The sequence below is a fragment of the Solitalea canadensis DSM 3403 genome, from assembly GCF_000242635.2.
Classification (GTDB): Bacteria; Bacteroidota; Bacteroidia; order Sphingobacteriales; family Sphingobacteriaceae; genus Solitalea; species Solitalea canadensis.
In genome coordinates, this window is sequence record NC_017770.1 from 4287166 (window position 1) to 4301684 (window position 14519).

Genomic DNA, 14519 nt, shown 5'->3' on the forward strand with positions numbered 1-14519 from the left:
TCGCAACTTAAAGCCCAGTGCAAACGTTGGTTCTCCCTGTCAAACATGCTATTTATACTACATCATTACCTCTCTCAAACTCAAAATGTGTACTTCATTTTCAAATTTTATTCCACATAATTGTCAACCTAAAAATCTGATAATAAAATAATTAAGCAGAATAACCAGCACTAATTATATTTTCTTAATAAGCGTGTAAAGATGTAGAGGTGCTTTTTTTGTTTTTGCATCCGGATGATAGCATCTTGGCATCGACCAATTAACAATAACTTAATTATACCGCGTTATGAATAGACTATTTACATTCATCATGGTATGCTTATGTCTTGTTGGTTTCAATCATGCAAACGCCCAACAGTTGGGTGTTGTTAAAGGTACCGTTACGGATGCCTCAAATGGTGAAACTTTACCAGGAGTAAGTATACTCGTTAAAGGAACCAATTCTGGAACCCAATCAGATGCAAAAGGAGAATTCAGCATCAAAACTGCAGGAAATGCAACATTAGTATTTAACTATGTTGGTTATTTATCAAAAGAAGTAGCCATAAACAATCAAACAACACTTAATGTAAAACTTGAAGTTTCTTCAAAAGAACTTGAGCAAGTTGTGGTTGTTGGTTACGGTGTACAGAAAAAATCAGATGTTACAGGTGCAGTGACCCAGGTAACAGCTAAAGACATTTCTTACCAGGCATCGGCAAACCCAGCACAATCATTACAAGGTAAAGTTGCTGGGGTTACCGTTACAAACACCGGAACTCCAGGCAGTCAGCCAACGGTACGTATCAGAGGTCTTGGTTCTGTAAGTTCAAACTCTAACCCTCTTTATGTTGTTGACGGTGTTTTAACAAGAGACATTACTTTCTTGAACAACAATGACATCGAAACCTTCAACATTTTAAAGGATGCGTCAGCGTCAGCAATTTATGGTGTACAGGCTGCTAACGGTGTAATTATCATTACCACTAAAAGAGGTAAAAGCGGAAAACCATTGATCACTTATTCTGGTTATATGGGCTTCCAAAAACCTACCAACATGGTTGATATGACCAACGGCAGTCAATATATCGAATTATTGAATGAAAAAGGTCAGATTATGGCAGACAGAGCTGGTCAATCTTATTCACCAATTAATGGTGGTGCTTATCCAGCTTCAACGGATTGGTATGATCAGATTTTACGCAGTTCTGCAATGATCCAAAATCATGAGCTTAATTTTTCGGGAGGAAACGAAAAAACTCAATACGCTGTTGGCGCAAGTTACTTTAAACAAGAAGGCTTAGCAAAGGAAAATGATTATGCACGCGTAAACTTAAAAACAGCCGTTGATACATGGGCTACTGATTTCTTAAAAGTAGGTGCTAATATCAACTTATCGTCTGCGACCTCTAATAATGCTCCAGATAACATCTTTAAAGATGCTTATGTTGCTCCATCAGCAATTGGGGTTACAAATCCTGATGGTTCATTTACCAGCATGATGGACTTTGGTTCATTCCCAAACCCAGCAGCAAAGCTTTACTATAACAACAACAAAACGAATGCATTACGTTTAGTTGGAGGTGCTTACCTTGAAGTTCATCCAATTAAAAACCTTTCTGTTAAAAGTGCTCTTTACGTAGATGGTACACAAAGCACTAACAGAAAATACACTCCATGGTATCAGGTTTCTTCTGTACAAACTGATACTACTTTAACTTTAGCTAAAAAGATTGAAGATCCATTTAGCTATACCTGGGATAATACAGCGACTTACAAATTTGAGATTAACGAAAAACATTCGTTAACAGCAATGTTGGGTACCAGCATGTTACAAGACAGATATCATTCTATGACGGCAACTCGTCAAGGTGTAAAAGACTATGGTGATGGTAGCTGGTACTTAGGAAATGGCTCTGATAAAGGCCAGTCGAATGGTGAAAGTGTTGATTTATACAGATCATTCTCATTGTTTGGTCGATTAAATTATTCGTACTTACAACGTTATTTATTTACAGCTACTTTAAGAAGAGACGAAGCAAGTATCTTCCCTAAAGATAACAGAGCTGATTTCTTCCCTTCAGTTGGTTTAGGATGGGTAATTTCTCAGGAAAGTTTCATGGCTAACCAAAATGCCTTCCAAAACTTGAAATTAAGAGCTAGCTGGGGTAAAATGGGTAACAGTCGTATTCCATTAACAGTTGTACCTGGTTTATCAACTGGTGGTAATTATTCTGGAGTATTTGGTGGAAATATTATCACTGGAGCAAACATAACTCAAGTTGGTCCACGTAATCTTTTATGGGAAACTACCGATGAGTTCGACGTTGCCATTGAAGGTGCTACCTTAAGAAATCGTTTAACATTTGAAATAGATTACTATAATAAGAAAACGAAAAATGCAATTTTCCCAGTAACTACTGTAACAACCATCGGTGCGTCAAACACCAGTTACCTTGATAATAATGCAGACGTTGTAAATAAGGGTCTGGAACTTAGTTTAGGTTGGAAAGACAGAATCGGTGAGTTCAGTTACTCAATTGGAGGTAACATTGCTACCAATAAAAACGAAGTTACCCGCCTTAAAGAAGGTACTTTAGGTATATATGGTGGTTCGGTTAACTACATTAATACTACCTATACAACTGTAGGTCGTTCTATCGGTGAGTTTTATGGTCGCAAAGTGGTAGGCGTTTTCCAAAACCAGCTTGAAATTGATAACTACAAAAACAAAGAAGGTATTGTTATTCAACCTCAAGCTCGTCCAGGTGACTTCATTTACCAGGATACTAACGGTGATGGTAAAATTAATGATTATGACCGTGTATTCTTAGGTACTGCAATTCCTACTTACTCATTCGGTATTAACTTAGGTGGTTCTTACAAAAACTTTGACCTTACAGTAGATATGTATGGACAAGGTGGAAACAAAGTTTATAACGCTAAACGTTTCAGACAGTTAGGTAACGAAAACTACGATCTTGACTTTTATAATAACCGTTGGCATGGAGAGGGTACGTCATCCACTTACCCATCAGCTGACGTTGTTTCAGAAACCAATAAACTGGCTAGCTCATTCTATGTTGAATCGGGTGACATGTTTAAAGTTCGTAATATTCAATTAGGTTACACCTTCCCTCAAAAAGTAACAAACAAATTGAAGATCAATGGTTTAAGAGTGTATGCAAACGTTGCAAATCCATTCAACTTCTTCAACTATAACGGCTTTACTCCTGAGGTTACCAACATTGATCTAACCAAATCATATAACGAGCAAATCAATGCAACTTCTCAGGGAATTGACTTAAATGTGTACCCAATGTCAACTGTTTACAACTTTGGTATCAACTTGACTTTATAGTCCTGAAAAAGAATTATTATGAAAAAGAATTTAGCGAAAGCACTATATATCACACTTCTTTCTACCTCACTGGTTTCTTGTCAGGAATACCTTGACAATAATAATGAGGGAAAGATTCCTCCTGTTGAGTTTTACAAAACACAGGAAGATGCATTTAAAGGCGTTGTTTCAATTTATGCTCAAATGCGTAAATGGGAAATGGTTGGTTTCAACTATATGATCATGTTAGAAATCACCTCAGACAATGCCTTGAAAGGTTCTGCTCCTGGCGATGCAGCGTTTATCAATTCCTATAAAAACTTCTCCTTCACTGCAAACGAAGGTCAGATTAATGATTTTTGGAAAGGTCGTTATCAGTTAATCAACTTGTGTAATCAAGTGATAAGCAATGTTCCGGCTATTCCAATGAATGATGGATTAAAAGCCCGTTACATTGCAGAAGCTAAATTCTGCCGTGCAACCTTCTATTTTGATTTAGTAAGAGCATTTGGAGATGTTCCTATGCCAACTTCAATTGAAAACGCACAAGCAGAAGCATTAAAAAAGACCTCAAAAGCTGATGTGTATGCGCAAATTGTAAAAGATTTAGAAGATGCTGCAGCAGTACTGCCTGCAAGCACTACCGGTTCTGAAGCCGGACGCGCTACTAAATACGCTGCTCATGGTTATTTAGCTAAGGTTTACTTATATCTTAAAAACTGGGATAAAGCGATTGAAAATACTCAAACTGTTATCTCATCAGGCAAATACGGTTTAGAGCCTGATTTCTACCAAGTATTTCGTGTAGAAAAAGAAAACGGTATGGAATCCCTATTTGAAGTACAAGCATCAGCGGTTGCCGGAAGCGGCGATTTAAGTAACTGCCAGTACTCTCAAATCCAAGGTATCAGAGGTACCGGAGGTTTTGGCTGGGGTTTCTGCATCCCTTCTGACAATTTAGCTAAAGCATTTGATGATGCAGGTGATGCAATCAGGAAGAAAGCAACTATCCTTTATAAAGGAGAAACAACTCCTGATGGTGATTTAGTTCAGGGTGTTGATGTTTTAGAAGGCGTTACGGTTCCTAGATATAACGGCAAATCATATTGTCCAAAAAGCAAACAAGTTAATGGTGTTAATGAGGGCTCTGAACAAAATGTACGTAAGTTACGTTATGCTGAGGTTTTATTAATTGATGCTGAAGCAAAACTTAATAAAGGTGACGTTTCTGGTGCTGCTACATCTTTAAACTTAGTGAGAAGCCGCGTTAAACTAGCTGCTAACAACGCTCCAACCATGCAAGACATTTGGAATGAGCGTCGTTTAGAGTTGGCAATGGAAGAAGACCGCTTTTTTGACCTGGTTCGTATAGGACAAGCTCCTACGGTATTACAGGGCTTTGCAGCAGGTAAGAATGAGGTATTCCCAATTCCGCAAAGCTTAATAGATATTTCGCAGGGGTCAATTAAACAAAACCCTGGTTATTAATTTTAATTCGGTCAAATACATAAAAGGGTCTCCGGACCCTTTTATTTTAAATAAGAGCTAATGCTAACTTTTTACTAATTATTAAACTCTCTATTATGATGCAGAAACTTATGATTCTGGCTTTAACCATGGCAATGCTACTTCCCACAACAAGTGAAGCCCAGGTAATCAAACCAACCTCCTCTTTCACCTTTAAACCGGCGCCTCGTCAAAAAAACCTTTCCGATACTGCTCTCCTTGAATTGGTTCAGAAACAAACTTTTAAGTATTTCTGGGATTTTGCTCATCCTTTGAGTGGCCTTGCGCGCGAAAGAAGTAATGTTTCTTTTGATTATGGCAATGAAGTAGTAACCACCGGCGGAAGTGGATTTGGAATTATGGCCATTATTGTTGCATCAGAACGAGGCTGGATTACACGTGAGCAAGCTGCTAAACGCATGAATAAGATCGTTAGATTTTTATCAAAAGCAGATAGTTATCACGGCGTTTTCCCTCACTGGTTAAATGGAGAAACGGGAAAAACTATTCCATTTGGCAGAAAAGATGACGGAGCCGACTTGGTTGAAACTTCGTTTTTATTCCAGGGATTATTATGTGCCCGTCAATATTTTAATCAAAACAACGCTACAGAACAGAATATCCGTAACCGCATTAACTGGATGTGGAATGAAATCGAATGGGATTTCTTTACCCGCGACAATCAGAATGTTTTATACTGGCACTGGAGCCCTAACAATGGATGGGCAATGAATTTTCCTCTCTACGGGTGGAATGAATGCTTTATAACTTACGTTTTAGCTGCATCTTCTCCTCGTTATCCAATAAACGCTGATGTGTATCACAAAGGATGGGCATCTGAAAAGAGCACTCATTTTAAAAACGGTAAAGAATTTTATGGTATAAAACTTCCTTTAGGTTTTGACTATGGAGGTCCGCTCTTCTTTACTCATTACTCATTCCTGGGTCTTGATCCACGTGGATTAAAGGACCAATATGCTGATTACTGGGAATTAAACAGAAATCAAACCCTTATTAACTATGAACATTGCGTCCGTAACCCGAATAAGTTTAAAGGTTATGGCTCTAACTGCTGGGGATTAACCGCCAGCGATAATTATGAAGGTTATAACGCACACTCTCCTACTAATGATTTAGGCGTTATTACCCCTACAGCAGCTTTATCTGCGTTTCCGTACACACCTGAACAGTCAATGAAAGCCCTCAAACACTTCTATTATGATTTAGGAGACAAAATTTGGGGAGAGTATGGTTTTTCAGATGCTTTTAGTGAAGAAAAAAACTGGTATGGCACTTCTTATCTGGCAATTGACCAAGGGCCTATCGTTGTTAATATAGAAAATTACCGCACTGGACTATTATGGAAACTGTTCATGAGTTGTCCTGAAGTTCAGCAAGGGCTAAACAAATTAAATATTCAATATACTATTCAAAAATAGCTTCACTATTGGTATATTAAGTATCTGAAAATAAACACATTCCGATACTTTAATATAATTATGGTGAGCAATAGTACTTAACATGGTTATGATAAAGAATCTCTTCATTGCGCTGGCAGTTGGAGCAGTATGCACTACAGGTTCTACCGCTGTAAATGCACAGACGAAGCAAAAAACCTACTGTAATCCTATTAATGTTGATTACGGATATTGCCCGATCCCCAATTTTACTCAATGGGGAAAACATAGAGCGACTGCCGATCCTGTTATAGTAAACTACAAAGGCGATTATTACCTGTTCTCGACCAATCAATGGGGTTACTGGTGGAGCAGTGATATGTTAAACTGGAATTTCGTATTCCGTCATTTCCTGACTCCTGAATTAACGAAAAAGTACTCTGGATTGTATGATGACTTGTGTGCTCCGGCTGCCTGGGTACAAGGTGATACCTTAATGGTGTTTGGATCAACTTACACGAGCGAATTCCCCATTTGGATGAGTACCGATCCTAAAGCTAATAAATGGGATAAGGCGATTTCTAATCTTGAAATCGGCGGTTGGGATCCGGCCTTTTTTACCGATGATGATGGAAAGCTTTACATGTACAACGGAAGTAGTAATGTTTATCCTCTATATGGTGTAGAAATGAACAGAAAAACATTTCAACCGATTGGCACTCGAAAAGAGATGTTGTTAACAGATGACCGTCGTTATGGATGGCATCGTTTCGGTGAGCATATGGACAACACTTTCCTGAAAGGATTTATGGAAGGTGCCTGGATGACCAAGCACAACAATAAATATTACCTGCAATGGGGCGGCCCCGGAACAGAGTTCAGCGGATATGCTGATGGTGTAGCCACTAGCGACAGTCCGTTGGGCCCATTTGTGCATGAATCTCTTCCTTTAAGCTATAAACCGGGAGGTTTCGCAAGAGGTGCCGGGCACGGCGCTACTTTCCAGGACAAATGGAATAATTACTGGCATGTTTCAACCATGGTTATTTCGGTAAAAAACAATTTTGAACGTCGCATTGGTATTTGGCCCGCAGGATTTGATAAAGACGGAACCATGTATACTAACACCGCATGGGGCGACTATCCTCATTACACCCCTTCCGAACAAGCAGATCATTTGAAAAGCCAGTTTACGGGATGGATGCTTCTTAATTATAACAAACCCATACAAGTTTCATCAACATTAGGCGGTTTCTATGCCAATAATGCCGTTGATGAGAATATCAAGACATACTGGAGCGCAAAATCAGCCAACAAAGGAGAATGGATTCAGACAGACCTTGGAGAAGTTAGTACTGTAAATGCCATTCAGATCAATTATGCTGATCAGGATGTTGAATTTCTTGGAAAACAACAAGGCACTTATCATCAATACAAAGTGTATTACTCAACCGATGGTAAAAGCTGGAAAACCCTAATTGATAAAAGCCAAAATAAAAAGGACGTACCGCATGACTATGTTGAGCTGGACCAACCGGTGAAAGCGCGCTTTATAAAACTGGAAAACATTCACATGCCTACAGGAAAGTTCGCCATTTCAGGCTTAAGAGTATTTGGATTAGGCAGTGGATCTAAACCCGATGCGGTAAATCAATTTATTGTATTACGTACAGAAGCGGATAAACGTAGTGCATGGCTGAAATGGGAACCTGTTGATAACGCCTATGCCTATAACATTTATGTAGGAACCTCACCTGATAAGTTGTACAACTGCATTATGGTTCACAATGCTTCTGAGTACTACTATAAGGCAATGGATAAAGACAAAACCTATTATTTCGCGATTGAGGCTATCAATGAGAACGGTGTTTCATTGCAGCAAACAAAAGCAAAAGCGGAGTAATGGTTTACGTGTTTCACGTTAAGCTTTAACAAGTATAGAGATAATAAAATATGAGGGTGGATGGATTATATGCTAAAAATTCGTAACCCGTAACTCTCAATCCGTAATTAAAGAACAGAACAAACTATAAGATCATGAATAGAAAATCAGGATTGTTACTTCTGGCAGCGGCAACATTGGCTAGTCCTACTTTTGCTCAAAACAAAGCAAAGGTAAAGGTTGCCAAATCAACTGTCATTGTAAACAAATCGCAGATGGATGTCTTCATTGATAACTTAATGAAGAAAATGACACTGGAAGAAAAAATTGGTCAATTAAACCTTGTTACCCCTGGCGGAGCCGTAACCGGATCTGTGGTAAGTAGCGATGTTGACAATAAGATAAAAAGAGGTGAAGTTGGAGGGCTGTTTGGTATTACCGGAGCTGCAAAAATCCGTAAAGCACAGGAAATTGCTGTCAATAATTCCAGATTAAAAATCCCTTTGATCTTTGGTCTGGATGTAATCCACGGACATAGAACCATTTTCCCTATTCCTTTAGGCCTTTCATGTTCATGGGACATTCCTATGATCCAACAAAGTGCACAAGTTGCAGCTAAGGAAGCTACAGCCGATGGTTTGGCCTGGGTATTTTCTCCAATGGTTGACATTTCGCGCGACCCGCGCTGGGGGCGCATCTCCGAAGGTTCAGGCGAGGACCCTTATTTAGGTTCTGAAATTGCCAAAGCCATGATTAAAGGCTATCAGGGTGATGATCTTTCTAAAAACAATACGGTAATGGCTTGTGTAAAGCACTTTGCCCTATATGGTGCGGCTGAGGCTGGAAGAGATTATAACTCAACTGACATGAGTCGTATCCAAATGTTCCAGAACTTTTTACCACCTTATAAAGCAGCTGTTGATGCCGGTGTTGGAAGTGTAATGACCTCTTTTAATGAAGTGGATGGCGTTCCCGCTACAGCTAATAAATGGTTGATGACTGATTTATTGCGTAAGCAATGGGGCTTCAAAGGAATGGTAGTTACCGATTATACGGCTATTAATGAAATGATTGATCACGGTTTGGGAGATTTGCAGCAAGTATCTGCAGAATCATTAAAAGCAGGTGTAGATATGGATATGGTTGGCGAAGGTTTCTTAACGACTCTGCAAAAATCATTGAAAGAAGGCAAGGTAACTGTACAGCAAATTGAGAATGCTTGCCGTAATATATTGGAAGCAAAATATAAATTAGGCTTGTTTGATGATCCTTATCGTTATTGCGATGAGAAACGTGCTGGCGATATCTTCACTGCTGAAAACCGTGCGGCAGCCCGTGACTACGCAACTCGCTCAGCCGTTTTATTGAAAAATGACAATGTACTTCCTCTGAAAAAATCCGGATCAATTGCATTGGTTGGGCCTTTAGCCAACAACCATAACAATATGTTAGGTACCTGGAGTGTTTCAGGCGATTTTGTTAATACCGTTTCAGTATTACAAGGAATTCAAAATGTTGCAGGAAACGTTAAAATCAATTATGCTAAAGGAGCTAATATTTCTGACGACCCTGAATTTGCCAAAAAAGTAAACGCATTTATGACTGAGATCGAAATTGATAAACGTCCGGCTCAGGAAATGATTGATGAAGCAGTAGCTGCTGCCCAGAAATCAGATGTTGTTGTTGCTGTTTTGGGTGAATCAGCCAACATGAGCGGTGAGGCTTCAAGTATGTCGAATATCGACCTGCAACCAAGTCAGAAACGTTTATTAGATGCATTGAAGAAAACAGGAAAACCAATCGTGATTGTTTTGATGAATGGTCGCCCAATGACAATTGCTGAAGAACACCAAAAAACAAATGCCATTTTAGATGTTTGGTTTAGTGGTACAGAAGCAGGAAATGCAGTAGCAGACTTGTTATTTGGAGATAAAATTCCTTCAGGTAAACTAACTGCTACCTTCCCAATGAATGTTGGCCAGATTCCAATCTATTACAATCACAAAAACACCGGTCGTCCGTACGTAAAAGGAGGTCCAACCAAGTTTAAATCAAATTACCTGGATATTAGCAATGATCCTTTATACGAATTCGGTTATGGATTAAGCTACACTACCTTCAAATACAGTCCGGTTACTTTATCGGCCAAAAACATGACTAAAACCGGAAGCATTAAAGCTTCAGTGACTTTAAGCAACACTGGTAATTATGATGCGGAAGAGGTTGTTCAGCTTTACATCCGAGATATGGCAGGTTCAGTAGCGCGTCCGGTTAAAGAATTGAAAGGGTTCCAAAAAGTATTCCTTAAAAAAGGTGAAAGCAAGGAAATTTCATTCACTATTACTGAAGAACAATTAAAATTCTTTAATACTGAATTAAAATATGTTTCTGAGCCGGGAGCATTCAAAGTATTTATTGGTACAAGCTCAGCAACTACCAATGAGGCTGATTTTGTTTTGAATTAATACTTTACCTCCCCCGGCCCCTCCTAAAGGAGGGGGGATCGCACGGGTTTTTGCCGTTATATTCACTCCTCCTTTAGGAGGGGCCGGGGGGAGGTAAAACCCAATCAAAAGATGAAGAAAATATTTACATTGCTAATTAGTTCTGCTATTGCCATATCCGCTTTGGGGCAATCAACAGACGAAAAGATGGATACATTCATCAAACAACTGATGAATAAAATGACCTTAGAAGAAAAAATAGGTCAGTTGAATTTGCAGGGTGGCTGGTACGATCCCAACGGAAAAGTCGACCCTCAATATGCAGAAAAAGTAAAAACAGGCCAGATAGGAGGCTCCTTCAATATTCCCAATCCTGAAAAAAACGCTAAACTAATTCAGGACCTTGCCAAACAAACCCGATTAAAAATTCCAGTTCTTATTGGTGGAGATGTGGTTCAGGGGTATAAAACCATTTTTCCTATTCCTTTAGCTGAAACCATGAGCTGGGATCTGAAAGGAATGGAGAAATCTACAGCAATTACAGCTAACGAAGCAAGCTCGCAAGGTATTTCATGGACATTCGCTCCTATGATCGACATTAGCCGTGACCCTCGCTGGGGCCGTGTTTCTGAAGGCGTTGGAGAAGACCCTTATTTAGGCAGTTTAGTAGCAGCTGCCAGGGTAAAAGGCTTTCAGGGTAATGATTATCTGAAATCGCAGAATATGATGGCTTGTATGAAGCATTTTGCCATGTACGGTGCTCCTGAAGCTGGCAAGGACTATACTGGTTTGGATATGAGTAAACGCCTAATGTATGAGGTCTATTTAAAACCTTATAAAGCTGCTGTTGAAGCCGGAGTAGGCTCGATAATGTCATCATTCAATGATGTGCAGGGGGTTCCTGCATCTGGCAATAAATGGCTCTTAACTGACCTTTTACGTAATGATTGGGGCTTTAAAGGTCTACTTATTTCTGATTACACCTCCATTGCCGAAATGAAGCATCATGGCGTAGTTGCAACTGACGCAGATGCAGCTGCATTAAGTATGAATGCAGGCATGGATATGGACATGATCAGTGAATATTTCCTTAAAAACCTTAAGAAACTGGTTCAGTCTGGAAAGGTTTCAGAAGCGGATATCAATCGTGCCACTTACAATGTTTTAGCAGCTAAGTATAAGCTGGGTTTGTTTGAAAATCCGTATCGTTATATCAATGAAAAAAGAGCTGCGAAAGATATTATGTCTCCTGCTCATTTACAGCATGCCCTTGAAATGGCTCAAAGGTCGATTGTATTGTTAAAGAATAGCAATCAAACACTTCCGCTGAAATCACAGGGAACTATTGCGTTGATCGGACCATTTGCCCGTACAGAAAATGTACAAAATATTGGTGCTACCAATGCCGCAAGACCGCTTAATATTTACGAAGCATTAACTGAGCAGTTAAAAGGTAAGGCAACTATTTTATATGCAAAGGGTGCTAATATCTCTGAAAATGATCTGCTAATGTCGCGGATCTATCAGAAAAAAGATGCTCGTTCTGCTGAAGAATTAAAAAATGAAGCGATCAACACCGCTAAGCAAGCTGATGTGATCATTGCTGTAATGGGTGAATTTGCAGGAATGACAGGCGAAGCAGCAAGCATGTCTGACATTCAAATGCAGGAAAACCAACGCGACTTACTGAAAGAACTAAGAAAACTAAACAAGCCAATTGTTTTAGTATTGAAAAGCGGTCGCCCAATGGTGATCGACTGGGAGAACGACAACCTCGACGCAATTCTGGCGACTTGGTATCTTGGAACTAAGGAGGCTGACGCGATTGTAAATGTACTTTTAGGAAAATTCAACCCTTCAGGTAAAACCACCATTACTTTCCCAAGAAGTATCGGACAGATTCCTATCTATTATGCACATGCTAACTCAAGTCGCCCTGAGATTGAAGGAGATAAATACACTTCGAAATACCTGGATATTTCAAGTGAGCCTTTGTATCCATTTGGTTATGGCTTAAGCTATACTTCGTTTGAATACTCTCCTGTTACGTTATCGGCAAATACCTTAACCAATTCAGGAAAGATCACAGCTTCTGTTACTGTAAAAAACACCGGTAATTATGATGGTGATGAGGTTGTGCAACTGTACATACAGGATGTGGTAGGAAGTATTAAACGTCCCGTTAAGGAACTAAAAGGCTTTGAAAAGATCTCTTTAAAAGCCGGAGCGTCTCAAATCGTAAACTTTATGATTACAGAAGACATGCTTCGTTTCTATAATAATCAACTGGAACTGAAATCAGAACCTGGATTGTTTAAAGTTTACATAGGAACCAATTCATCTGTAAAAGAAGCAGCTGAATTTGAGTTGAAATAAAGATAGTTTAATCACTAATGTTAAGGCTGATCCATTATGGGTCGGCCTTTTTTTATATTGCAATGGGATAGACAATACTATTTATTTAAGGGAATAATATCGAGAAAAACTAACATTAGCTTGTCATGCTGACGAAGGAAGCATATTTCAAGCAATTAGCGAACAGATCCTTCCTTCGTCAGGATGACAAGAAATGGGAAAGGGTTTAACTAAATAAGCCGTTGACTAAAGTCAACGATAATGAAATTGATCGGTTTATTTCAAATAAATCAAAAAACCTGTCACGTTTTCGATCACCTATTAGTCTATACAGTAAGAATTATTTTTCAACATTTTAAATCTTACAATTATGAAAACTGTGAAAGTAACCTATACGGTACAACCATCATTTGTTGAGCAGAATAAAGTGAATGTAGCAACCTTTATCAATGATCTGAAAAAACTAAACAATCCTAACTTGCGTTACGGAGCATTTCTGAAAGAGGATGGAAAAACATTTGTCCATATTTCTTCTTTCAAGAATGAGGATGTACAAAAGGTTTTGTTTGAATTACCTTCATTCATAGAGTTTCAAAAACAGCGTGATAACAGTGGTCTGGAGCTTGAGCCACAGATAGAAACATTGGACCACATTGCCACCACAGCTCCAACACTCGATTAATTTGTTTGTAACCCTCAATTTATTCCGGATTAAACTGAGGGTTGTAAACAAATTTTCAAAAACGGTATTATTGTGTTTATAAACAACTCACTTGAAAGACTACCATAAACTACTTTTCCCCTACGCCTATAACATCTTAGGATCTTCTGACGACGCAAAAGATGCCGTACAAGATGTATTGGTTAACTATGTTACATTACCTAAAGAAGTCATTCAGAATGAAAAGGCCTTTCTTGTAAAAAGTGTGGTTAACAGGGCCCTTACTATGCGCACAAGGAGCCGCAAGTTTACCCACGAAGATGTTTGGTTACCAGAACCTATCGCTACTGAACGAGCAGATACAAATACCAATTTGAAAGATATATTATCTTACTCAATGCTCATTCTATTAGAGCAACTAACGGCAAAGGAAAGAGCCGTATTTATTCTGAAAGAAGCTTTTGATTATTCTCACCAGGAAATATCTGAAGTATTATCAAGCACAGTCGAGCACTCAAGAAAGTTGTTTAGCCGGGCTAAGAATAAGATTAAGCCTAATGAGCATCCTCGCCTGACTGTTACAGCCAAATTATCAGCTAATTTATTGGATAACTTTATTGGAGTTATCAGAAACAGAGATATTGCAGGATTAGAAAGTCTTATAACAAAAGATATCGCATTTTATGCAGATGGTGGTAAGACATTGAATGTGACCAAAAAGCTTTGCATTGGAGCCAATGCTGTTGTCGACCTTTTGCTCTATGTTTATCATACCTATCAGGCGGGTTTAACCATCATTCCTTCAGAAATAAACCATCAGCCTGCATTATTATATTACGACAATGACAAACTTATCAACTGCCAGGTATTTGAACTTACAGATGATAATTCAATCCGTCAGATCAGCAATATCCTTGATCCTGAAAAGATAAAAAGAATTATATAATGTAAAAGG

General features: G+C 38.9%; 8 protein-coding genes. All 8 read left to right on the forward strand.

The window, feature by feature from the left end; translation table 11 throughout:
• Positions 1–286: 286 nt before the first annotated feature.
• The 8 genes from SOLCA_RS17980 to SOLCA_RS18015 all read left to right on the forward strand — a co-directional run bounded on the left by SOLCA_RS17980 (position 287) and on the right by SOLCA_RS18015 (position 14510).
• Positions 287–3340, forward strand: coding sequence for a SusC/RagA family TonB-linked outer membrane protein (locus SOLCA_RS17980; protein ID WP_014681897.1), 3054 nt, complete (start codon positions 287–289; stop codon positions 3338–3340).
• Between the two features lie 18 nt (positions 3341–3358).
• The gene (locus SOLCA_RS17985) at positions 3359–4807 is read left to right on the forward strand and encodes a RagB/SusD family nutrient uptake outer membrane protein (RefSeq protein WP_014681898.1); all 1449 of its coding nucleotides are present in this window, start codon (positions 3359–3361) and stop codon (positions 4805–4807) included.
• 95 nt (positions 4808–4902) lie between these two features.
• The gene (locus SOLCA_RS17990; protein WP_014681899.1) at positions 4903–6264 is read left to right on the forward strand and encodes a glucoamylase family protein; all 1362 of its coding nucleotides are present in this window, start codon (positions 4903–4905) and stop codon (positions 6262–6264) included.
• A gap of 88 nt (positions 6265–6352) precedes the next feature.
• Positions 6353–8125, forward strand: a complete 1773-nt coding sequence (locus tag SOLCA_RS17995; protein WP_014681900.1) for a discoidin domain-containing protein — start codon at positions 6353–6355, stop codon at positions 8123–8125.
• Between the two features lie 134 nt (positions 8126–8259).
• Positions 8260–10569: a beta-glucosidase BglX gene (gene bglX, locus SOLCA_RS18000; RefSeq protein ID WP_014681901.1), complete on the forward strand. Its 2310-nt coding sequence runs from the start codon at positions 8260–8262 to the stop codon at positions 10567–10569.
• A 111-nt stretch (positions 10570–10680) separates the two neighbouring features.
• Positions 10681–12924, forward strand: coding sequence for a beta-glucosidase BglX (bglX, locus tag SOLCA_RS18005; RefSeq protein WP_014681902.1), 2244 nt, complete (start codon positions 10681–10683; stop codon positions 12922–12924).
• A gap of 349 nt (positions 12925–13273) precedes the next feature.
• Positions 13274–13585, forward strand: coding sequence for a hypothetical protein (locus SOLCA_RS18010; protein ID WP_014681903.1), 312 nt, complete (start codon positions 13274–13276; stop codon positions 13583–13585).
• Positions 13586–13676: 91 nt separating this feature from the next.
• Positions 13677–14510, forward strand: a complete 834-nt coding sequence (locus SOLCA_RS18015; protein WP_014681904.1) for a sigma-70 family RNA polymerase sigma factor — start codon at positions 13677–13679, stop codon at positions 14508–14510.
• Positions 14511–14519: the final 9 nt, after the last annotated feature.

Coding starts and splice junctions, on each gene's coding strand:
- SOLCA_RS17995 (WP_014681900.1), top strand. CDS start 6,353: ATGATAAAGAATCTCTTCATTGCGCTGGCAGTTGGAGCAGTATGCACT.
- SOLCA_RS18010 (WP_014681903.1), top strand. CDS start 13,274: ATGAAAACTGTGAAAGTAACCTATACGGTACAACCATCATTTGTTGAG.
- SOLCA_RS17990 (WP_014681899.1), top strand. CDS start 4,903: ATGATGCAGAAACTTATGATTCTGGCTTTAACCATGGCAATGCTACTT.
- SOLCA_RS17980 (WP_014681897.1), top strand. CDS start 287: ATGAATAGACTATTTACATTCATCATGGTATGCTTATGTCTTGTTGGT.
- bglX (WP_014681902.1), top strand. CDS start 10,681: ATGAAGAAAATATTTACATTGCTAATTAGTTCTGCTATTGCCATATCC.
- SOLCA_RS17985 (WP_014681898.1), top strand. CDS start 3,359: ATGAAAAAGAATTTAGCGAAAGCACTATATATCACACTTCTTTCTACC.
- bglX (WP_014681901.1), top strand. CDS start 8,260: ATGAATAGAAAATCAGGATTGTTACTTCTGGCAGCGGCAACATTGGCT.